The organism is Paenarthrobacter sp. NPDC089675 (genome assembly GCF_044749185.1).
Classification (GTDB): Bacteria; Actinomycetota; Actinomycetes; order Actinomycetales; family Micrococcaceae; genus Arthrobacter.
Genome location: NZ_JBIVHM010000002.1, coordinates 204,614 through 225,372, shown reverse-complemented (window position 1 = coordinate 225,372; position 20,759 = coordinate 204,614). Strand labels below are relative to the sequence as shown.

Sequence of the window (20,759 nt, the reverse complement as noted above, 5' to 3'; positions counted from 1 at the left end):
CAGAGTCGTGTGAGGCAGCATATGGATCTACCAGCCACAATGATGGCGTCAACATGTGGCGATGTGACACCCTTGCGTGCCCCCATCGGCTTCAGGGCGTACGTCCGCCCACTCCGGCTGATTGCAGCCGCCACAGCCGTAAAGCCACGTGCACGTCCAGGGAGCGTCCGCCGCGGCGCCAGTCTTCGCCCAGGATGTTGTCGATCCGGGCGAGCCGCTGCCGCAACGTGTTGACATGGATATGCAGGGCATTGGCCGCAGCAGCCAAGGAGCTGTCGTGTTCAAGGAAAGTCCACGCCGTCTGAACCAGCCCGGTGCCGCGCCTTGTGTCGTAGTCCAGGAGCGGGCCCAGCTGGGCGGCCAGCAGTTGGGCGGCAAACGGGCTCTCCATTGCTCCGAGGAGCATGCCGGCCGTGCCGAGTGCGGCCTTGTCCGCGGCCTCCCCGTGCCGTCCCAAGGCCTGCAGGGCGCCCAATACCGCGTGGGCCTCGGCGTGGGCCGCAGCCAACCGCGGGAATCCCGTCACGGCTTCAGACGAGCCCACGCTGGCCTCGATGCGCTGCCGCTTGAGTGCGTCGACAATTGCTTGGCCACCAGCTGTCCTGCCGGATATTGCCCGGGCAGCAGGTCCCTCCCCGCCGTAGGTGGGGGGCTCAATGATGCAGAGATGCGATTCGTGCAGCGCGGTAATGCCGGGGCGGCCCTCGGTATGCCGCCTGAGTACCGCCAGCGCCCGCTGGCGTTGGTCGTCGCTGACTCCCACCACGCGCACCACGAGTTGGAGGTTCTCGGCAAGCCCGAACCGGCCCGCCCTCCTTTTCACTGCCTCCACGTTTTCGGAGCGGGGGTTCAGGAGCTCGTCGATCAGCTCAAGCTGGAGACGGTACTGCGCTTCCTGGTAGGTACGCTCAAAAAGCAGCGCCGCGCTGAGCACCAGGGCACTGCGTTCAAGTACTGCGGTTCTCTCTTGTGTCAGATGCCCCGCAACAACGAGTGATGCGAGATGCTGATCACCGGCAACAGCGGACATCACGGTGTAGTCCCGTCCATTGGCCGTGAAGGGAACGGGCAGCGTCCGGGCCGCAGACGTCTCGGCGGCGCTCAACGCGGCCGGGCTGCCGAAGTCGGAACCCGGCACGGGACCCGCCATCGCCTGGCCCGTTGGCGAGACCACGAAAACCTCGCTGTCCATCGACTCGCCCAGCAGCCGCAGCAGGGCGGGCAGGCTGTCCGTGGAAGCGAGCGTTTCCATCAGCCGCCGGTCAAGGGATGCCAGCTCCTCGAGTGCCCTGACATGCGCGAGGTTCTCACGTTGGGCTTGGTCCAGCCGGGCGAGGGCATCCGCCATTTCGGTGAAGTGGCGGGCGTTTTCGAGGGCGACGGCGGCATGGGTGCCGATGGATTCCATCAGGGCGACGTCGTCACTGCTGAAGGTGTGCGCACGACGGTCGGCCACGAGGAGGGCTCCGATGACCTTGCCCTCCACCCGCAACGGGACACCCATGATGGCTTTGACGCCTTCGGCCGCGACGGCAGCATCGCTTGACTCAAGGTGTGACTTGGTGTCGTCGCGGAGGTAATCAGCGCTTTGGGCAGGTGCCTCACCGGTAGCCACAGCACCCAGGACGCCCTCCCCGAGGGGCATCCGGATGTTGCGGAACTGTGCCGTTGCGGCGCCGTCTGTTACCCGGATGTAGGACTCCCCGGTCGCGTAGTCATTCAGGCTCAGGTAGGCAATATCGCTGCCGATGAGGGAACGGGTCCTGCGCACGATGGCTTTGAGGACAGCCTCCACATCGCGGATACCCGTCAGGTCCGTGGCGGTGTCATACAGGACGCGGAGCAGGCCCTCGCGCCTGCCTGCTTCCCAAAGCCTGGTGTTGAGGCTTCGCACGGCAGCGGCCGTCGTCGGGTCGATGAGGCTGGTGGCCTGCATGCTTTCCAGCTGGGGTTCAAGCTCCTCAGCGGAGACGCCGTCGACGAGGAGGGAAAGAAGCCGCCCCAGGGCCGGCCCGTCAGTGCGGGCGGCACGTGCACGGAAGGCCGGACCTTCTTGTGCACCCATGCTGCCAATGGTAGTCGTGCCCATCACATGAAAGAACCCGTGGACAAAGGACCCCGCGGCCGCGAGGGGGTGGCTGCTGGGCTGTTAAGGGAGTGCCCCGGACGGAAGATCTCTGGACCGGGGCTGGAGCTTGACCTATGGTGAGGGCATCACGGTCAAAGGCCGGGTGGGGCTCCATCGCGGAGGTGCATCATGGGTATCATTTCGCCCGGTTTCCGGGGGCGTCGGTCCGGGAATCCCGCCCTGCCTCCCGGGCAGCATGAAACGCAGGACTTTCCCGTGCTGACGGCGGGCCCCGCTCCGATGATTCCCGTCGAGGAATGGGAGTTCTTCATCTCCACGGAGGACGGGAAGCGGAGTTCCTGGTCCTGGAGTGAGTTCCTGGCCTTGCCGCAAGAGGAAATTACCCAGGATATTCACTGTGTGACCAGTTGGTCGAAACTGGGAACGGAGTGGCGTGGGGTTTCATTGGACACGCTCTTCGAAAACGTCGAAACTTCCAGCGACTTTGCCACAGCGCATTCTTTCGGCGGCTACACGACGAATGTCCCGCTGTGGGATCTCCTGGGCGGCAAAGCATGGGTCGCGTGGGAATTCGATGGCAAACAGCTTGAGCGGGCCCATGGCGGCCCGGCAAGGCTTCTGATACCGCATCTGTATTTCTGGAAAAGCGCCAAGTGGATTCACGGCCTGGAGCTGACAGGCGAGGACGTCCCTGGATTCTGGGAATCGAACGGGTATCACCTCCACGGCAATCCATGGCGGGAGGAACGCTACTCATGAGGCACGTGCCGTGAGCTCCGTGTGGCAAGTCGCGGAAGTGGTGGGCGGAGTCGAGGAGAATGCCAAGGCCCGGACAATCCGGTTCCGGGTGGAGGGGCTGATGGGACATCTGCCGGGCCAACATATCGACATCCGCCTCACCGCCGACGACGGGTACACAGCCATACGCTCTTATTCGGTGGCATCGGCCAGTATGGACGGTCATTTGGAAATTACGGTTGACGAACTGCCCGACGGCGAGGTGTCGCCTTATCTTGTCCGGGACCTGGCCGTAGGGGATCGCTTGGAAATCAGGGGTCCTGTGGGCGGCTGGTTTGTTTGGCGGCACGGCAAGGCCAACCCCGTGCAGCTGATCGGGGGAGGCTCGGGCGTTGTGCCGTTGATGTCCATGATCCGCGCACATCAGCTTTCCACCGATACCTCTCCCTTCAGGCTGCTGTATTCACTCAAGTCACCAGAGACCGCGCTCTACCGTGACGAACTGCGCCTTCTGGACCGCGAGTCGGCCAAGTTGAGTGTCGACTACGTCTACACGCGTTCGACGCCGGAGGGCTGGCCGTTCATGCCGGCACGCCTTACGTCGGACACACTTTTGGCGAGGATTTTCCCGGCCGATGAGAACCCGGACGTCTTTGTGTGCGGACAAACGGTTTTTGTGGAGACCGTTGCGGACTGGCTCGTGATGGCCGGCTATTCGGCTGATTCGATAAAGACAGAGCGGTTTGGCGGGACGGGAGGCATACAGTGAGCACCGCCCATGACTTCGCTTTCCCCGAACCCGAGGACCAAGACCAAGACCAAGACATTGTCGGCGCAGCCCACGATCCGATTCCGCATGTGGACGGAAACGCCGCGGCCGGCGCCCTGTCCGAAATTTTCCGCGTCGACATCATCGCAGCCCTCGGACGCTGCCGCCATTGCGGTTCAGTGCGCGCCTTTGGGGCGGCTATGGTCTTTGTCGACGCGCCTGGCGTGGTGGTTCGCTGTCGTGATTGCAAGGGCGTCCTGCTGCGGTTGGTAGGGACGCCCACCCGGTACTGGTTGGATCTGAGCGGTCTCGACCACCTCGAAATAGATCGGGAAGACTAACTGGCGGCAGCCAGTCACGCTGCAGTACAGATCTCTCAAGGTGTCTTCGCATTAAGACCGTCATGAAATCGGGCCCCTCTTCACAAGTAGATGATGACTGCCGACGCATCTACTCATACCGAAGGAATCACCATGAAATCTTCGCGCCCTCGCGGGGCATCAATTGCCATTGTCATGACCACGCTGGTCACCGTTGTCTGCTTGGCTGTGTTGGGGTTCATGTTCGTCTGGGCTTCCTCTGATGCACGGGACGCAATAGGAGATCAATCGTTTCCCCATTCGATATTCGGCTTACCTGTCCTCGAAGGATTCCACCTGGACGGCAAGTTCGGTGTTCACATGAAACCGGGGGCGCTGATCTTCATCGCTATTCCGATCCTTGCCGGAATCCTCCTGAAAAACTCAGCCAGGAACCGGTTTGCCCGCAGGGATCATTAGCGCCCGGTCGGGTACTACAGTTGGTCTATGGCTGCCAGCCGCAATCCGCTTGATGACCTGCGCGAAACCATCGGTCATCTGGCCAACCAGCTCAAGCTGCCGGGTTCGGAGCGTGTTGACGACCTGGTCGGCGATCTCGTAGGTGCCCGGACCCCACCGGCCCGACCCTTGGACGAGCTGCAGTCCGAGCTCGACGCCTTGGTAGGGCTGGAGACCGTGAAAGAGCAAGTACGGGCCCTCGTTGCCCTCCTCCAGGTCCAGGCGCGCCGCAAGGAGCATGGACTGCCGGAGGTCGCAACGTCCCAGCACCTCGTCTTCCTGGGAAACCCCGGCACGGGCAAAACGACTGTGGCCCGGCTCCTTGCTGAGATGTACCGTGCGGTAGGTCTGCTGCAAAAAGGTCACCTGGTGGAGGTTGACCGTTCCGGACTGGTGGGGCAGTACGTAGGAGCCACTGCCATCAAAACTGACAGGGTGATCGGGCGCGCGTTGGACGGAGTCCTGTTCATCGACGAGGCCTATGCTCTGGCCCCCGAAGACGGCCGGACCGATTTCGGGCCCGAAGCGATCGAGGTCCTGTTGAAGCGGATGGAGGACCATCGCCACCGGCTGGTGGTCATCGTGGCCGGCTACCCGCGGCTCATGGAAGCATTCCTGCTCTCGAACCCCGGACTACGCTCGCGGTTCGCCCGCGAGATCACGTTTCCCGACTACTCCGTCGAAGAGCTGCAGACCATTTTCAACCGCATGCTTGCCCAGCATGAGTACACGCTGGAACCCGGTGCCGGGCAAATGCTCCGGCGGGTCTTCATGGGGCTGCACGCCGGCGAGGACTCAGGGAACGCACGGTTCGCGCGGACGCTGTTCGAGCAGGCAGTCAACCGGCAGGCGCTGCGGTTGTCACTGGACAAGGAGCAAAGCCTGAACGAGCTTGACCGGGATGCCGTCATGATGCTCACGGCCGAGGACATCGTCGAGGCGGCCTTGGCCCTGGGGGAGGAGCCCGAACCGGAACCGGCGCTTGAAACGGAACAGCCGCGCTGGTGGCGCTGGTTCGTCTGAGCGGCGGTGCCGCCGCCGTGCCGCCGTCGTGATTCCGCGTCGTCGTGATTCCGCTAGAACAGCGGCCAGGGGAGCGCCGGCATGTCCCCGCTCGGCGCGGGAAAGGAACCCACCGAGCGTAACCGGTCACAGCGGGATTCAAGCGCAGCCACTTCGTCGGCAGTGAGCAACTCCGCGAGGTCATGTCCCAATTGGCCGCGCAGTTCCTGGCCGACGCGCTGCAGGCCCTCGCGTTCCTCGGGGGCCAGCGAATCTCCCATCCACCCCCAAAGGACGGTCCGCAGTTTGTGGTCGGCGTGAAAGGTCAGTCCGTGGTCGACGCCGTGGCGGTGCCCTTCCGGCATGGCGAGGATGTGGTTGCCCTTTCGGTCGGCGTTGTTGACCACGACGTCGAACACCGCCATTCGCCTCAATGCCGGCGAGTCTTCGTGGACGAGGGCGACTTCCCGTCCGGTCTCGTCGCGTCCTTCAAGAATCTGTTTCCCCCCGGTCCGGGGGACTTGGTCAATTGAGACAAGGTCCACGGCGCTTTGGGCCGGGTCCTGTTCCTGCCAGAGCTGGACCATCCCGGTCCCCAAGGGACCATCGCGCAGCCAGGTGCGCGGCACGATGTCCCACCCGAAGGCCTGGGAGACCAAGTAGGCGGCCAGCTCGCGGTGGGCCAGGGAACCGTGGGGAAAATCCCACAGCGGGCTCTCGCCTGCAATCGGCTTGTAGACCACGGGTATGTCGCCGATGCTGCCCAGGAACGTTGCATTCGAGGCAGTCGTGATGCGGCCGGTGAGCGTCAGTTCGGCTACCGCGAGGTCCGGCGCCGCCATCAGACCTCGGGAAGGGTGCAGGTGTGCCCGTCGGGGTCCATGGGATAGCCGCAGAGCGCGCATGTCGGACGACCCGCGGACACCACTTCACGGGTGCGTTTGGTGAATGCCCGGGCGGTACCCACCGGCATCCTGACCACCAACATTTCGGTGTCGTCGTCATTGCCGTCAAGCGGTTCGTCGTCGTCGTCCGTGTCGACATCGCTGAGGGGGTAGGCCTCTATGACCACCTGGGCCGTTGTCGGATCCCAACCGAGGCTCATTGCGCCGGCGCGGAACTGCTCCTCGGGAGTTTCGAGCGGCTCGTCGTCGTCGAGCTCAACAGGACTACTCGTCGGAACGCTGAAGGGATTGCCCTTGACGGTGATGAGCTGATCCAGAATTTCATCGATCTTCTCGGCAAGTTGAGCGGACTGCTGCTTCTCAAGGGCAACACTCACAATCTGCGCCCCTGCCCGTACTTGCAGGTAGAACGTGCGCTCTCCCGGGACACCAACGGTGCCGATGACAACCCGGTCAGGCCAAGCAAACTCGTGAACACGCGTAGGCATGTGAGTATTTTATGCACACGACGCTCAGGTCGTCGTCCGACCCGCGCCGCCGCCAACCGGAGCATCACCCGATCGCAGGCCTTTCGCCAGCCACGACAGATCTCCCGCCTCAGTGTTGGTCGCGTGGACGCTCGGCCGAGCGGTGCCGTAGTTGACGATCGACACGGAGGCCGGGCCAACGCTGAGCCGCTGGAACAGGTCAAGGTGCATGCCAAGGGCATCGGCGAGGATCGACTTGATGACATCGCCGTGGCTTACCGCCACCCAGACCGCATCCGGCCCGTGCTCGGCCTCAAAGGCTGCGTCGTGGCGACGAACCGCTGCTACCGAGCGCGCCTGCATTGCAGCCATGGATTCGCCCCCGGGGAAGACGACGGCGGACGGTTGCGACTGTACGACCGGCCACATTGGCTCCTTTGCCAGCTCAGTGAGGGCCCGCCCCTGCCACTGGCCGTAATCGCACTCGGTCAGGTCTTCCTCCACCGGCGCGTAAGGACTGCCAGGTTGCCGGTCGAGGATGAACCGGGCGGTCTCCAGGCACCGATCAAGAGGACTTGAAACCACTCCCACTACGGGCACGGCCGAGAGCCGGTCTCCGGTTAGAGCCGCCTGCTCGCGGCCGATCTGGTCCAGGGAGACACCGGGGGCCCGACCAGCCAACAACCCGGTGGCGTTGGCCGTGGTGCGGCCGTGCCGCACGAGAATAACTGTCGCCATCCGACCAGCCTAACCATTCGACTGACGACGCCGTGAACGTACGCGAGCCGATTCCGCCGCCGGTCCGGCCGTTTATGCTTGGCCCATGTCGACAGATGAAGAGAAGGATCCACCAGTGCCTGCGGACGTAGAGGGCAAGATTCCCAAAAAAGTGCATGACACTCCGGAGAACGAAGACGCTCCGGACGATGAAGCGGGCGGATCGTAGGTTACGGTCCGATCTGTTCCCTCAGGCGGGCAGCGTGGATCAGAGAGAGCCCCGGATCGGCCTGCGCTTCACCAAGCGTTAGTCCGGTTGCTTCCTTGACGGCCCGGCGCATCGCCTGCAGATTCGTGAATCCGCTGGCCTCGGAAATGGTTCCCAAGGAGCGTTTCCAGGAATTCGGGTCGGCAAGGAGCTCCAGGGCTTCCAGTGTTCTGAGCGCACGGATGTACTGGTTCACCTGGAAGGCTTCATTCTCGAAGAGGTAGTAGAGCGCCCGGCGGGAGAGGAAGGAGTACGCGACGACTTCGGCCACGTCCAACGCCGGATTCCGGTAGTTTCTGCGAATGAACTTCTTGATCGCCGCAATGCGGGCCGGGCGGACGTCGCTATCGTCGGCCGGCGCTTCCAGGAGTGAGCTGATCAACGATGTCATCATCGATCTGAAGACCGGCTGCAGACGCGGCAGCTCCGTTTGGAGGTTTGCGTCCTGCCAGCTGGACAGCGCCGGAAGGATCAGGCCGCGGACCATGGGGTGCTGCCTGATGTCTGCCAGCCGCTCCAACCGCTTCATTGTCCTGTCATCAAGGCCCAGCAGGTGACGGTCAAAATGAATCCGCACCGCACTCAGTCCGGCCGGTGCGTAGAAGCTGCCGGGGGAGGAGTGGTCCATGAACCTGACCGTTCCGGGAGTGATCTCTTCGGTGCTGCCGGAGAAGCTGAACCCTGTGCATGAACTCCTGAAGTACAGCAACCAGTTCTGTGGTTCAGGAGGTGCACTCCAACTGCAGCTGGCCGGTTCATTGGTCACATCGACCAGGCTGAAACCGGGGCCTTCCAAGCTCAAGGCAGTTGGATTGAACTGCGGACGAATGTGCCTCCCGGCCTTTTCCAGGCGCGCAGGAGTGTCTATGGCGCTGCCGTACCAGCACCGCCAATGTTCAAATTTCTCCTCGAGGTTCAAGCCCGCCGGGACGCTATAGTGCTTCAGCCCTTGGAGTTGGTCCAAGATATCGGGCTGCGTGTCCTTGGGGCTGGTCGATGGCGTGGATTTCATGAGGTGAGGCCTTATGGCTGCTTGGCAGCCGGAATTCCGAAGGGGATCGATGCAGTCAGAGCGCGCTCTGCGTACCGAGGATCTCCAAGTCTAGGTCTCCTGCAGAGGACGCTTGCGCATTCGTGGCGGAGATCACGGAATCACCACCGCAGAGAGGGCCCGCGCCCGCCGCGTACTCAATTCCGTTCGACCCATTCCGAGGGCGCGGCCGCAGGGCGACCAAGCAGGTATCCCTGGCCCGCAGGCACCCCGATCTCCCTCAGCGTGGCAAGTTCCCCTTCGGTTTCGATTCCTTCGGCCACCAGCGTGGCTCCGATGCTGGCTGCGAATTCCACCATGGCTGTTCCGAAGGCCTTTTTGACGTCGTGGGTGTCAATCCCGGACACCATGTCACGGTCAAGTTTGATGAACTCCGGCTTCAGTTGCAGAACATGGCGCATGGAGGCAAAACCGGCGCCGGTGTCGTCGACGGCGATGCGCAGGCCCGATTTCCGTACTCGCGCCAAACGGGCCCGCAAGGCAGCATAGTCCGCCACGGGGCTGTGCTCGGTCAGCTCCAGAACCACCCGTGAGGGCTTGACCGGTGAGTTGCGGATGAGGTTCTCCAAGCGCGGGTCAAGACATGCCTGTGGCGAAAGATTTATGGAAACGTAAAGCGGTGCCGGCAGGGCGACTGCGGCCTTGAGCGCTGCCTCCATGGCCAGGAACTCCAGTTCCACCAGGCATCCGGCCGAGGCGGCGTCAGCGAACATGGCTTCGGGTGATCTCATTGCCAACCCGGTGAAACGCGTAAGTGCTTCAACGCCTGCGATCACGCCGGTGTCCAAAGAGCGGATTGGTTGGAAGGCCGTTGATGCGGCCCGGTTGGCAAGGAGTACCCGGACGCGAACTTTGGCGCTCGGTGTCAATGCCCCAAGGACGGACGGCCACGCTCGCGCCAGCCATCCACCGAATGGGTTGCGGCGTTGGCCGCTTCCCCGGGGTGACGCCCTGGTGGCTGTGAAGTTCAGCATTGCAAAACACTAAGGTGCCACCGTGCTTTGCCGTGTGCAGGGCAGTTTCATTTCGTGCAGTGTCTGGTGCTTGGCTGTTCCTTTCCGTGCATGGCGGGCAGCACGTTCGGGCGGCTGCACGCAGTGACGCCCACGCTGGGATCTTGTGCACGCATCGATACCTTCACTGCCGGATGGCGGCGTGAGCGGAACTAGGCTTTTTCAGTGTTCCCGTTCCGTCCGGTCGTCTCCCCCAACACGCCGGCCGGAACGGGGACCGCACACGCTGTACGTGGTGGACATAGCCGGGATGGGAAGTTTGATGGATGTGATCTGCCGGTTCGAACGGGCGCTGGATGAAGCCCCGCCCACCTCCGCGGAATGGTCGCTTGGGTGAGCTCCCAGGAAGTCGTTGCCCCTGGCGCATCATTGACGGGAGCCCAAAAGGTCGCCGTGGTTCTGATGCAAATGAGTCCAGCCAGTGCAGCGTCCGTGTTTGCCCGGTTCTCCGAACCGGAGGCGGAGGAAATTGCCGGTGAGCTTGTGCGCCTTCGCAATGTTTCCTCCTCAGTGGCCTCCGCCGTCCTTAGCGAGTTCCACGAATACGTCAGGATGGGACGCCGCTCCGCCCGCGGCGGTCGTGACTTCGCGGCAGGGTTGTTGGAGGCATCTTTCGGGGCCGATAAAGCGGCGGGGCTCATGGACCGGCTCACGGGCGCGCTGGTGGGGAAGTCGTTTGATTTCCTCGAATCAATGGCGGCCGAACAAATAGTTGCACTGCTGGACGGTGAGCTGGCGCAAACAACCGCATTGGTCCTCGCGCACGTCCGTCCCGGAAAGGCCTCGGCGGTCCTGGCAGGGTTCGACGACGGTGTGGCAGTAGAGGTTGCGCGGTGCATCGCCACCATGGGCCCCGTTGCACCGGAAGTCATCGAGATTGTGGCCGACAATCTGAAACTGCGGGCCGGTTCCGCGGCCACCCACGGGCGCACCGGCGAAAAAGTGGGCGGCGTCCAGCCGTTGGTGAACATCATCAACCGCACGGACTCCGGTACAGAGCGGGCCATCCTTGGTGGACTTGACCTGGTGGACGCCGACCTCGCAGGAGAGGTGCGCGCCCAGATGGTGACCTTCAAGGACCTTGTCAGGCTTGACCCGCGGGATCTGCAGCGCATTCTGCGGGAAGTAAGTACAGGGGTGCTGGCCACAGCGCTGAAGGGCGCGCCCGCCGTCGTGCTGGAAGCGGTAAAGGGCAACATTTCTGAACGAAACAGGGAAATCCTGCTCTCTGAAATGGCCACCTCCGGACCGGTGAGGGCTTCCCAAGTGGAAGAGGCGCGGGCGCAAATCGTCCGCGCCGTACGCGAGAAGACCGCGGCGGGGACCCTGGTCATCCGTCGCGCGGATGATGAGGATTACATCGACTGAGGTCGGCGGCTAGCCCCACCGGACAATCAGGTCAGCGAAAGCCTTGGTGGTTTCGATGTACCTGGCGTTGGTTTCATCGGATCCGTTTGCCCAGACCTCGGCGGCGGCCGGTTCCATGCCGTAAGCCACGTGCCGCTCGATCAGCCGGGCGATACGGGTCTCCGACGGCGTCTCCACGAACCAGGCTTCGTCCAGGTAGTTCCGCACCTCGCCCCAGCGACCTCGTCGGGCAAGGAGGTAGTTTCCTTCGGTGAACACAAATTTCACTTCCCTTGGCACCGCTATGGACGCCGCTATCGGCTCCTCCAAGCCTCGCCTGTAAGAGGGCGCGTAGATGACGTCTTCGTGGTTGTGCCGTAGCCGTTCCAGCAATGAAAGGTAGCCGCCCACGTCGAATGTGTCGATGGCCCCCTTCCTCTCCTTGAGGGGCGTGCCATCGATGATGGTGTTCGCAAGATGGAAACCGTCCATGGGTACAACAGCGCTCTCGGAACCGAAGAGATTGCTGAGTAGCCCGGCGGCAGTGGTCTTGCCTGCACCCGGGGGACCCACCAACCCGACGATTTGCCGGGTTCCTTCCTCGCCCTTGCGGCGCAGGCGTGCTGCGGCCTCGTCGAGATCGGCATAGAGAAGCGGTGGCACTGTTTACTTATCCCTTGAGCGTGCTGTCCAGCAGAGCCCGGAGTTCGGCAAAATGTCGCTCCGTAGCTTCGTGATGATACGCGGACGTGTCAGCCATGGTGTAGCCGTGCGGCGCCCCCGCGTAGACCACATTGGAGGCCTCAAGGCCTGCCTCGTCCAGGGCCGCGCCCAGGCGGGCAACGGCGTCGGGTCCCATGCTCGGATCGTGATCCGCGTGCCCAAACACGAAGCGGGCGCGGGCGCTGTTGAGGCCCAGGTGCGGACTGTCCGGTGCGTCCGTGGCGAGGCCCCCACCGTGGAAACCTCCGCATGCGGCCACCAGTTCCGGGTGTGAGTTGGCAGTCCGTACGGCCAGCCGGGCGCCCATGCAGTAGCCAGTGGTCCCGATCGGCCCTGGCGCCACCCCGTCCAGTCCAGTAAGTGCCGCAACCCATGACCGGATGTCAGGCAGCGCCTTTTCCGAAGTAAGGCGGCCCACACGGGGAAACGCTGCTTTGCCGGCGGCTTCTCTGCCCTCTTGGGTGGACATGTCCGCGGTGGGAGCGAGGTCGGCTATGGTTCCCTCACGGTAGAAGACGTTGGGTACCAACACAACGTAGCCCCAGTCGGCGATGCGTTGGGCCATCTCCTGGATCCTGGGGCGTATCCCGAAGGCGTCCATGTAGAAAACTACGCCGGGATAGTCGCCTGTTCCGTCCGTGGGGCGGGTAATCAAGGCCTCTGCGGTGCCGTTGGCGGCAGGTACGTCAATGAGCATGGGCCCAGACTATCGCGGGCTCTTGCCATGCCTGATTGCGCGGTGTCCTGCCGAAGCCGTGGCGGGCGCCGCCGTCGTTATTGGAAATAGTTGATGAGTGCTTCGCTCAACACGTCGTCGGGAACGGCGTGGCCGTGACCGGGAAGGGCCAGGGCCTCGGCATTGGCTGCCGCAGCGGCAACAGAATTGGTGACGCCGACAGCCCACGGGCTGTTGCTGCCGGCCATGGCCAGGATGGGAGCATGGATCCCCGCCAGGAGTTCCTCAGGGACTCGGCCGTCGTTGCATAGCCTGACGTCGATGGGCAGCGTGTGGGCCAGCGCCTCGAGATGGCCCCAATGGGACCCTTGCTTCATGCCTTGGATGGCCTGTGCAGGCGTCCCCATGAGTTCCAGGAAGCGCTCCACCGCGCCCGACCGGTCCCCTGCTTCCACGAGGGTGGACAGTTCGTCGGCGAGGGCGGTGCTGGGACCGGTCGTGAAAGGCGGTTCGTAAACGGCAATTTTGCGGAAACCAACCCCGGAGCCGGCTGCGGCGAGGGCCAGCGCTCCACCGGAGGAGTCGCCGAAGACGAACGGTACTTCGCCCGTTCCGGCCACAACGGCAGCGAGGTCCTCCACTTCCCGTTCCACCGAGGCCTCTCCGAGCGGCCCGCTCGCGCCACGGCCCCTGCGATCGTATTCATGAACGGTGAACCGCTCGTTGAGCAATGCGCTCAGGCCTTTTTTGGAGTGCCGGTCGCAGAATGCTCCTGCAACCACCACCAGGGCCGGCCCGTTGCCGGTGACATCGACTGCCAATGTGGTGCCGTCATGGGATATGGCTGTTTTCATTGCTTCGCTCCGCCTGCCAGTTGGTTGAGATAGTTGTCGAATTTGTCGAGCGTTGTCTTGAAACCTGCTTGGTTCCGGGGGAGCCGGACGATATCGGGCACGTTGGTTTGGTGCAGGTGGAACAACGTCTTACCAGCCGGCAAAGCCGTGAGCGTGACGCGGACCGTCATGCCGGTGTGTTCCTCGTGCCAAACGAGGCTGGACGGCGCGTGGACTTCCGTAAATACGGACCGCGTTGCATAGGTGGCGCCGGTTACATCGTTGACGATCAGCGTCTCGAACCGCCCACCGGGCCGCAGATCCACCCTGATCTCCTCGACAGGGGCGCTGGCTCCTGCCGGGGCCCAGAAATGGGTCAGGTGTCCGGGCTGGGTCATGCATTCGAAGACCACTTCGGGTGGCGCATCGAAGACCCGCGAAAATTCCAGACCCGCGTCGGCTTCCATCCCGCTAGGAGCCATCCTTGTTCTCCCTGCCGCTTTGAAGTCCCCTGAGGTGCTGATCAAGCTTGTCGAGGCGTTCGTCCCACACCTTGCGGTGTTCCTCGATCCAGTCGCCGACGCCGTCCAAAGCCGCTCTTTCCAGATGGCATGGCCGGAACTGGGCATTGCGGGTGCGGGAGATGAGCCCACTTGCCTCGAGGACCTTCAGGTGCTTGGAAACAGCAGGCAAGGACATGGCAAAAGGTGCTGCGAGTTCGGTGACAGTGGCGTCTCCTTTCGAAAGGATCGAAAGGATCGCCCGTCGGGTCGGATCTGCCAGTGCCGCGAAAGCCGTGTCGAGGCGGGTGGGTGCAGGGTTCATTCGAAAGACTCCACAGCGCTACTTTACCAACCAGTTAATTAACTTTCAAGTTAATTACGTGAATCGGCCAAAACGCTCGCAAAGTCGAAAGACGGCGCTTGCTCAGGCGCGTACCATCTCCGTATGGGACTCATCATCGCTCTGTTGGTCATCTGGCTTGTCTTGTCGATCGTCGGTTTCGTGGTCAAGGGCTTGGTCTGGCTCGCCATCATCGGCCTCATCCTGTTCGTGGCCACAGGCGTCTGGGGTTGGGTGAAACGCAGGGCTCGTTCCTAGCGTGCCGGAGAGCGGGCGATGAACGCGCGGGTGTTCGCCTACTTGAGCTACCCGGACGCGTGCGCCGCCTTGCGATGGCTGGAACAAGTGGAGTTCACCACCGTTCGGCGGCATGACGGTACCGACGGCGACGTGGTGCACGCGGAAGTGTACTTTGGTGACGCGGTCATCATGCTGGCCAGCGACGACGTCGAGTACACGCGTCCGCCGCTGGTGGGGCGCTCGATCCGCAGGGGCGGGAATGGAGTCCCGGCTCATACGAATCCGGGCAAGCCTGGTAAATCCGAGGCATGCCCGCCTGCAGGGCGAGCCCAAATCACCGGAAACGTCTCCTTTTAGAGGGCCGAGGCCATTTGTACAAGTCATGGCGCTTCATGACGCCTGCGTTAAGTTGTGCTGGTCACATCCGTTTGCTTCCGCACGACTTATGCGACCAGTCTTGCATCACCCTATTTTTCAGCGCTTGTCAGCGCGTGCCCAACGAAGGACACAACTCATGACTGACGTTCTCTGGTTTTCTGATCTTGGCCTGTCCGACCTTGACCAGGTTGGCGGCAAGAATGCTTCCCTCGGCGAAATGGTTGGAAGCCTCGCCTCTGCCGGGGTGAAGGTGCCGGACGGATTTGCCACAACGGCCGATGCATATCGGCGGTTTTTGAGCAGTTCGGGCCTGGATGCCCGCATCGAGAAAATTCTGGAAGGCCTGGACAGCGGCGACGTGGCCGCTTTGTCCAAAGTCGGCCAGCAGATCCGCGGATTGATTCGGGAGACTCCGTTCCCGGCCGGTTTCGAAGAGGAAATCCGTGCCGCTTACGCCCGATTGACTGATGAGCATGGCGGAGAGGTGTCGTGGGCCGTGCGGTCCAGCGCCACGGCAGAGGACTTGCCGGACGCGTCCTTTGCGGGCCAGCAGGAGACGTTCCTGAACATCCGCGGCATTGAGAACATTCTGGTGGCAATCAAGGATGTCTTCGCTTCGCTGTACAACGACCGGGCCATCGCGTACCGGGTGCACCACGGTTTCACGCACTCGGAAGTCGCCCTTTCTGCTGGTGTGCAGCGGATGGTGCGTTCCGACGTCGGCGCCTCCGGGGTGATGTTCACCATGGACACTGAGACCGGTTTCCAGGACGCCGTGTTCATCACCTCTTCCTACGGTCTGGGTGAGGCCGTGGTCCAGGGTGCGGTGAACCCGGATGAGTTCTACGTCCACAAGCCCGCGCTTGCCGCAGGCCGCCCGGCCGTCCTCAAGAGGGGCCTGGGGGAGAAGGCCATCCAGATGGTCTACACCGACTCCAGGGAAGTGGGCCGGACTGTCGACTTCGTGCCGGTTCCCGCGGATTTGCGTCAGCGTTTCAGCCTTAGTGATGCCGAGGTTGAACAACTCGCACGGCATGCCCTGGCCATTGAGGCCCACTACGGCCGTCCCATGGACATCGAGTGGGGCAAGGACGGCGTGGACGGGGAGATCTATATCCTCCAAGCCCGCCCCGAAACCGTGGAATCCCGTAAGGCCGGGGGCTCCGTTTCGCGTTACACCCTTGCCGAACGCTCCACTGTCTTGGTGGAGGGCCGCGCCATCGGCCAGCGGATCGGTGCAGGCCAGGTGCGGGTGCTGTCCTCAATCGACCAGATGGCATCCTTCCAGGAGGGCGACGTCCTGGTGGCGAACATGACCGACCCTGACTGGGAACCGATCATGAAGAAAGCCGCGGCGATTGTCACCGATCGCGGTGGCCGGACCTGCCACGCCGCGATCATCGCCCGCGAACTGGGAATTCCCGCCGTCGTCGGGACCGGGTACGCCTCACAGATCCTCAAGGACGGCACACCGGTGACGGTGTCCTGCGCCGAAGGCGAGGCCGGCCTGGTGTACGAGGGGCTGCTTGAATACACGCTGCAGGAGACCAGCCTTGAGACCATGCCCGAGGCGCCGGTGAAGATCATGATGAACGTCGGCACTCCGGAGCAGGCGTTCAGCTTCGCCCGGTTGCCGCACCACGGCGTCGGGCTGGCCCGGCTTGAGTTCATCATCAACCGCCAGATCGGCATCCACCCCAACGCCCTGCTGGCCGTAGCCGGCGAGGTTGAACGCCCGGCCACGCTGGACGATTTCACGGTGCGTCAGATCCGCGAGAAGATTGCGGCCTACGACGGCCCGCGCGACTACTACGTCCGCCGCCTGGCCGAAGGCATCTCTACAATCGCGGCTGCCTTCGCGCCGGAGCCGGTGATCATCCGCCTCTCGGACTTCAAGTCCAACGAGTACGCCAACCTCATCGGCGGCCCGGCATTCGAGCCCGAGGAAGAGAACCCGATGATCGGGTACCGGGGGGCCTCCCGGTACCTGTCCGCGGCCTTCCGCCAGGCGTTCGAGCTCGAATGCGAGGCCTTGAAGTACGTCCGCAACGAGATGGGCCTGACCAACATCAAACTCATGGTTCCGTTCGTGCGCACGCTGGATGAAGCAAGCGGTGTCATCGACCTGCTCGCCGAGAACGGCCTGCGCCGCGGCGAGGACGGCCTGGAGATCGTGATGATGTGCGAGCTGCCCGCCAATGCCCTGCTCGCCGACGAGTTCCTGGAGTACTTCGACGGCTTCTCCATCGGATCCAACGACCTCACCCAGCTCACCTTGGGACTGGACCGTGACTCCGCCCTCGTGGCCGAAGGATTCGACGAGCGGAACCCGGCGGTCACCAAGTTGCTTGAGATGGCCATCAGTGCCTGCCGCGCCAAGGGCCGGTACGTGGGAATCTGCGGTCAGGGCCCGAGTGACCACCCGGACTTTGCCGAATGGCTCCTCGCGCAGGGCATCAGCTCCATTTCGCTGAACCCCGATGCCGTCACCGAAACCTGGCTGCGGCTTGCCCGCTCCGGCAGCCAGACCGCCGTCTAAATGGCCGAGCTGCATGCCGTGGGGGCGGGCGCCCAGCCTGCCCCCACGGTGTTCTTTCTTTCCGACAGCACGGGCATCACTGCCGAAACCCTTGGCAACACCTTGCTGACCCAGTTTCCCGCGCACCGGCTCGAACGCCGCACCATCCCGTTCATCACCACTGTGGAGCAAGCCCGGGAAGTGGTAGCCACCGTTGACAGGGTGGCTGCCGCCGGTCCCCGTCCGCTGGTCTTTTCGACGACGGTCAGTCCCGACGTGCGCGCCGTGCTGGCCGAAAGTGCGGGGCATTTCTTCGATCTGTTCGGCGCCCATATCGGGCAGTTGGAGCAGGCGCTGGGTTCCTCCGCGAACGGCCTTCCCGGGCAGGCACATGGTGTGGGTGACGCCGTGCGGTACCAGTCGCGGATGGCAGCCGTTGAATACGCGATCGAACACGACGACGGCCAGTCGCTGCGGGCATTGGAACGGGCCGAACTGATCCTCATAGCGCCGTCACGATGCGGCAAGACCCCTACCACCATGTACCTGGCGCTTCAGCACGGCATCCTCGCAGCGAACTTCCCCTTGGTGGAGGAGGACTTCGACAGCATGACCCTGCCAAAGCCCCTGCTGCCGTTCGCGAACAAGTGCTTCGGGCTGACCTCGCAGCCGGTGCGGCTGAGCCAGATCCGCCAGGAACGTCGCCCGGGAAGCACCTACGCCTCCATGGCACAGTGCACTTTCGAGCTGCGCAATGCCGAGGACATGTACCGGGCCAACAACATTCCGTACGTCAACTCGGCGTCCATGTCGGTTGAGGAAATTTCAGCTACGGTGCTCCAAAGGATGCAGCTGCATCACTGAGCCTGGGATTGGTCACGTAGCGCGAATACCCGGGCAGGACTGCCGGTACCGTCCACAATGGGCAGCGGCGCAACAACAATGGCGGCACCCACGGGCGGAAGTTCTCCCAGGTTGCGCAGCGACGTTATGCCGTATTTGTCATTTCCCAGCAGGAAGTGATGGGCAGGGAAGGGCGGCTCTTGCCCTCCGGCTCCACCGGCATCGATGCCCACTGTCTCCACACCGATTCCTGACAGGCCGGATTCCCGGGCGATCCATTGGGCGCATTCGACCGTTAGACCCGGGGAGTGGGGGCGTCCGTGCCCGTCGTTGTTGAGGAACTCCTGCCGGCTGCCGGCGCGGCTCTCCCATCCTGTGCGGATGAGGAGCCAGCCGCCGTCGTGCAGGGGTCCGTGCTCCGACTCCCAGGCGCGGATGTGGCCCACATCCAGGAGGAAATCGGGATCAGCGGCAACCTCGTCGGTAACGTCCAACACAAGGGCCGGCCCCACCAGGCGGCCCGGTTCTATCCGCGATACGTCCTTGCCCCCGCGGCCGGTTGCCCAGTGGACGGGCGCGTCCAGATGGGTCCCGATGTGCTCACCGGTGTGGATGTTGTGGTGCTTCCAGAAGGGGCCGCGTTCGTTGTAGGCCGAGACTTCCTCGAGCGAGAAATCGATGAGGTTTGCAAACGGTTCGGGCAGCTCCAACGTGGGGGTGGCAGCTGAAAGCGGTGTGGTGAGATCAACCACCGTGATCCGTGACGAGGCCAGCCCGTCGATCAGGCCGGCAACTGTCCCTTGCGCCGTGCCGTTCTCAATGCTCGTTTCCATGGAAGCTCCTGGTTGGTCATCGGGGGCCGGCCCTCGTCCGGCCCAATGGCTGCGACGTTAGCACCGTAGCCGGCACCCGGGAACGGTGTTCGTTCACTGAACGGCCGTTATACCGGAAGATGCATAGACCCTGCCGGCTTCGGCATTCGACGGCGCTCGACGGGGGAGGGAGACTGAAGGCACGACGCCGTAACCTGCATCACACGAAGGACGCCCGAATTGCAACGTCGCTGTTCCGGTAGTCCCGGGATACGGCCAGGGCCTGCACAGGACCCCTCCAGTTTCAGCCATCAAGGAGCCGCAATGTCAGATCATCAACTCCCTTCCCAGGGACTGCGCCCACGGGTCCACCGCTATGTCGCCGCCTCCTTGGTAGGCAACGCGCTTGAGTGGTACGACTTCTTCCTTTACGCAACAGCATCCGCGGTGGTGTTCGGCCGGTTGTTCTTCCCCGCCGATACTGATCCGCTGGTGGGCACGATGGCCGCGTTTGCCGGCTTCGCCGTCGGATTCGCCGCGCGGCCGCTGGGCGGCCTGATCTTCGGTCACATCGGCGACCGGCTCGGCCGCAAGCGTTCCTTGGTTTTGACGTTGGCCATCATGGGTATCAGCACCGCACTCATGGGCTTGCTGCCAACATACGCGCAGGTGGGACTGATGGCCCCGGTGCTGTTGATCCTTCTCCGGATCCTCCAAGGCATCGCTGCCGGCGGAGAGTGGGGCGGCGGTGTGCTGCTGATCAGCGAGAATTCAAACAGTTCACGGCGGGGGATGCTCTCCGCGTTCAGCCAGGGCGGGATCTCACTGGGGTTCGTGCTGTCCTCACTTGCCTTCTTCCTGGTGCAGCTGCTCCCCGAGCCGCAGTTCCTGGCCTGGGGATGGCGGGTGCCTTTCCTGGTCAGCATCCTTCTCTTGGGAGTTGGCGCCTACATCCGATTCAGGCTCCCCGAGTCGAAAGACTTCAGCGAAGTCCGGGAAACCAAGCCGCAGCACCGTCTGGCCGCCGTTGAGGCACTGCGGGCGCATCCGCGCGAAATCCTCATTGCCATGGGGTTGCGCGTGGCAGAAAACGGCGGCTCCTACATCTTCCTTTCGTTCTCCATCGTCTACGGCGTCCATGTGGGCGTGGACAAAGGCCTTTTACTCATGGCGGTGGCGGTGTCCATGCTTGTCTCGTTCGGAACCTACGTGTTCTTCGGATACCTTTCGGACCGCATCGGACGCCGCCCGGTCTATGCCCTGGGCGCAGTGGGAATGGGCTTGATGGCATTTCCCTTCTTCAGCATGATCGATGCCAACACTCCCGCGATCGTGATCCTCGCGTTCCTTATCGGCAACGGCATCTGCCACGGCGCAATGATCGGCACGCAACCGGCATTCTTCCACGAGTTGTTCTCCGCAGAAGTCCGTTATTCGGGCATGGCCATTGCACACGAGGTGGCTGCGGTCTTTGCCGGTGGATTTGCTCCCTTGATCGCCACGGCCCTGCTCCTGAACTTCAACTCTTCCGCACCCGTTTCCGTCTACGTCATAGGAATGGTGCTGATAACGCTCATAGCCGTGCTCGCCGCCGGTCAGAAGCAAACCAGCGGTGATACGCACCGCAGCGAAAAGACGACGCCGGAACACGTCTCCTAGCGTGCACTTCCCCTTCCGCGCCGCCCGGCACAGGTGTGCCGTTCGGCCCT

General features: G+C 63.2%; 24 protein-coding genes. 12 read left to right on the top strand and 12 right to left on the bottom strand.

What is annotated here, in order from left to right; translation table 11 throughout:
• Window positions 1–91: 91 nt before the first annotated feature.
• Window positions 92–2,065, bottom strand: a complete 1,974-nt coding sequence (locus ACIPY2_RS05160) for a helix-turn-helix domain-containing protein (RefSeq protein ID WP_400265302.1) — start codon at window positions 2,063–2,065, stop codon at window positions 92–94.
• A 192-nt stretch (window positions 2,066–2,257) separates the two neighbouring features.
• On the opposite strand from ACIPY2_RS05160, the gene ACIPY2_RS05155 reads away from it, so the two are divergent.
• The 5 genes from ACIPY2_RS05155 to ACIPY2_RS05135 all read left to right on the top strand — a co-directional run bounded on the left by ACIPY2_RS05155 (window position 2,258) and on the right by ACIPY2_RS05135 (window position 5,437).
• Complete coding sequence (locus ACIPY2_RS05155) at window positions 2,258–2,848, top strand: molybdopterin-dependent oxidoreductase (protein ID WP_400265301.1); 591 nt, start codon at window positions 2,258–2,260, stop codon at window positions 2,846–2,848.
• A gap of 10 nt (window positions 2,849–2,858) precedes the next feature.
• Window positions 2,859–3,596: a ferredoxin reductase gene (locus tag ACIPY2_RS05150; RefSeq protein WP_400265300.1), complete on the top strand. Its 738-nt coding sequence runs from the start codon at window positions 2,859–2,861 to the stop codon at window positions 3,594–3,596.
• Window positions 3,593–3,937 (top strand): DUF6510 family protein, encoded by a 345-nt coding sequence (locus ACIPY2_RS05145; protein ID WP_400265299.1) that lies wholly within the window; start codon window positions 3,593–3,595, stop codon window positions 3,935–3,937. The genes ACIPY2_RS05150 and ACIPY2_RS05145 overlap by 4 nt, the downstream gene beginning before the upstream one ends.
• A gap of 132 nt (window positions 3,938–4,069) precedes the next feature.
• A complete protein-coding gene (locus ACIPY2_RS05140) occupies window positions 4,070–4,375 on the top strand; it encodes a hypothetical protein (RefSeq protein WP_400265298.1) in 306 nt (101 codons plus the stop codon).
• Window positions 4,376–4,402: 27 nt separating this feature from the next.
• Window positions 4,403–5,437, top strand: coding sequence for an AAA family ATPase (locus tag ACIPY2_RS05135; RefSeq protein WP_400265297.1), 1,035 nt, complete (start codon window positions 4,403–4,405; stop codon window positions 5,435–5,437).
• A gap of 53 nt (window positions 5,438–5,490) precedes the next feature.
• Here ACIPY2_RS05135 and ACIPY2_RS05130 read toward each other — a convergent pair whose 3' ends face one another.
• From ACIPY2_RS05130 to ACIPY2_RS05120, 3 genes are read right to left on the bottom strand one after another with little or no spacing between them, the layout of a single operon-like run.
• Complete coding sequence (locus ACIPY2_RS05130; protein ID WP_400265296.1) at window positions 5,491–6,258, bottom strand: SCO1664 family protein; 768 nt, start codon at window positions 6,256–6,258, stop codon at window positions 5,491–5,493.
• The gene (locus tag ACIPY2_RS05125; protein WP_400265295.1) at window positions 6,258–6,809 is read right to left on the bottom strand and encodes a DUF3090 domain-containing protein; all 552 of its coding nucleotides are present in this window, start codon (window positions 6,807–6,809) and stop codon (window positions 6,258–6,260) included. Before ACIPY2_RS05125 ends, ACIPY2_RS05130 begins: the two co-directional genes overlap by 1 nt.
• A 24-nt stretch (window positions 6,810–6,833) precedes the next feature.
• Window positions 6,834–7,526 carry a histidine phosphatase family protein gene (locus ACIPY2_RS05120; protein ID WP_400265294.1) on the bottom strand — a complete coding sequence of 231 codons (693 nt, stop codon included), beginning with the start codon at window positions 7,524–7,526 and terminating at the stop codon, window positions 6,834–6,836.
• A gap of 85 nt (window positions 7,527–7,611) precedes the next feature.
• Here ACIPY2_RS05120 and ACIPY2_RS05115 point away from each other — a divergent pair, with 85 nt between their 5' ends.
• Window positions 7,612–7,734, top strand: coding sequence for a hypothetical protein (locus tag ACIPY2_RS05115; protein WP_400265293.1), 123 nt, complete (start codon window positions 7,612–7,614; stop codon window positions 7,732–7,734).
• Window position 7,735: 1 nt separating this feature from the next.
• On the opposite strand, the gene ACIPY2_RS05110 is transcribed toward ACIPY2_RS05115, so the two are convergent.
• Together ACIPY2_RS05110 and ACIPY2_RS05105 are read right to left on the bottom strand one after the other, a co-directional pair.
• Entirely contained in the window at window positions 7,736–8,785 is a 1,050-nt protein-coding gene (locus tag ACIPY2_RS05110) for a helix-turn-helix domain-containing protein (protein ID WP_400265292.1), read from the bottom strand.
• Between the two features lie 176 nt (window positions 8,786–8,961).
• Window positions 8,962–9,798 (bottom strand): EAL domain-containing protein, encoded by an 837-nt coding sequence (locus tag ACIPY2_RS05105; RefSeq protein WP_400265291.1) that lies wholly within the window; start codon window positions 9,796–9,798, stop codon window positions 8,962–8,964.
• Window positions 9,799–10,170: 372 nt separating this feature from the next.
• Here ACIPY2_RS05105 and fliG point away from each other — a divergent pair, with 372 nt between their 5' ends.
• Complete coding sequence (fliG, locus tag ACIPY2_RS05100) at window positions 10,171–11,205, top strand: flagellar motor switch protein FliG (RefSeq protein WP_400265290.1); 1,035 nt, start codon at window positions 10,171–10,173, stop codon at window positions 11,203–11,205.
• 9 nt (window positions 11,206–11,214) lie between these two features.
• On the opposite strand, the gene ACIPY2_RS05095 is transcribed toward fliG, so the two are convergent.
• The 5 genes from ACIPY2_RS05095 to ACIPY2_RS05075 form a co-directional block, all read right to left on the bottom strand.
• A complete protein-coding gene (locus ACIPY2_RS05095) occupies window positions 11,215–11,847 on the bottom strand; it encodes a nucleoside/nucleotide kinase family protein (RefSeq protein WP_400265289.1) in 633 nt (210 codons plus the stop codon).
• A gap of 7 nt (window positions 11,848–11,854) precedes the next feature.
• On the bottom strand, window positions 11,855–12,604 hold the full coding sequence (locus ACIPY2_RS05090; protein ID WP_400265288.1) for a dienelactone hydrolase family protein: 750 nt from the start codon (window positions 12,602–12,604) through the stop codon (window positions 11,855–11,857).
• 77 nt (window positions 12,605–12,681) lie between these two features.
• Window positions 12,682–13,437, bottom strand: coding sequence for an alpha/beta fold hydrolase (locus tag ACIPY2_RS05085; RefSeq protein WP_400265287.1), 756 nt, complete (start codon window positions 13,435–13,437; stop codon window positions 12,682–12,684).
• A complete protein-coding gene (locus ACIPY2_RS05080) occupies window positions 13,434–13,898 on the bottom strand; it encodes an SRPBCC domain-containing protein (protein ID WP_400265286.1) in 465 nt (154 codons plus the stop codon). Before ACIPY2_RS05080 ends, ACIPY2_RS05085 begins: the two co-directional genes overlap by 4 nt.
• Complete coding sequence (locus tag ACIPY2_RS05075) at window positions 13,888–14,241, bottom strand: ArsR/SmtB family transcription factor (RefSeq protein ID WP_400265285.1); 354 nt, start codon at window positions 14,239–14,241, stop codon at window positions 13,888–13,890. The genes ACIPY2_RS05080 and ACIPY2_RS05075 overlap by 11 nt, the downstream gene beginning before the upstream one ends.
• A gap of 123 nt (window positions 14,242–14,364) precedes the next feature.
• Between ACIPY2_RS05075 and ACIPY2_RS05070 the strand changes: the two genes are divergently transcribed.
• The 4 genes from ACIPY2_RS05070 (at window position 14,365) to ACIPY2_RS05055 (ending at window position 18,259) form a co-directional block, all read left to right on the top strand.
• Entirely contained in the window at window positions 14,365–14,517 is a 153-nt protein-coding gene (locus ACIPY2_RS05070) for a hypothetical protein (RefSeq protein ID WP_400265284.1), read from the top strand.
• 18 nt (window positions 14,518–14,535) lie between these two features.
• Window positions 14,536–14,856, top strand: a complete 321-nt coding sequence (locus ACIPY2_RS05065; RefSeq protein ID WP_400265283.1) for a hypothetical protein — start codon at window positions 14,536–14,538, stop codon at window positions 14,854–14,856.
• Window positions 14,857–15,013: 157 nt separating this feature from the next.
• Window positions 15,014–17,416 carry a phosphoenolpyruvate synthase gene (gene ppsA, locus ACIPY2_RS05060; protein WP_400265282.1) on the top strand — a complete coding sequence of 801 codons (2,403 nt, stop codon included), beginning with the start codon at window positions 15,014–15,016 and terminating at the stop codon, window positions 17,414–17,416.
• Entirely contained in the window at window positions 17,417–18,259 is an 843-nt protein-coding gene (locus tag ACIPY2_RS05055) for a pyruvate, water dikinase regulatory protein (protein ID WP_400265281.1), read from the top strand. It begins immediately after the preceding gene.
• On the opposite strand, the gene ACIPY2_RS05050 is transcribed toward ACIPY2_RS05055, so the two are convergent.
• Entirely contained in the window at window positions 18,253–19,071 is an 819-nt protein-coding gene (locus tag ACIPY2_RS05050; RefSeq protein WP_400265280.1) for a cyclase family protein, read from the bottom strand. The genes ACIPY2_RS05055 and ACIPY2_RS05050 overlap by 7 nt on opposite strands.
• 303 nt (window positions 19,072–19,374) lie before the next feature.
• Here ACIPY2_RS05050 and ACIPY2_RS05045 point away from each other — a divergent pair, with 303 nt between their 5' ends.
• Complete coding sequence (locus tag ACIPY2_RS05045; RefSeq protein ID WP_400265279.1) at window positions 19,375–20,709, top strand: MFS transporter; 1,335 nt, start codon at window positions 19,375–19,377, stop codon at window positions 20,707–20,709.
• Window positions 20,710–20,759: the final 50 nt, after the last annotated feature.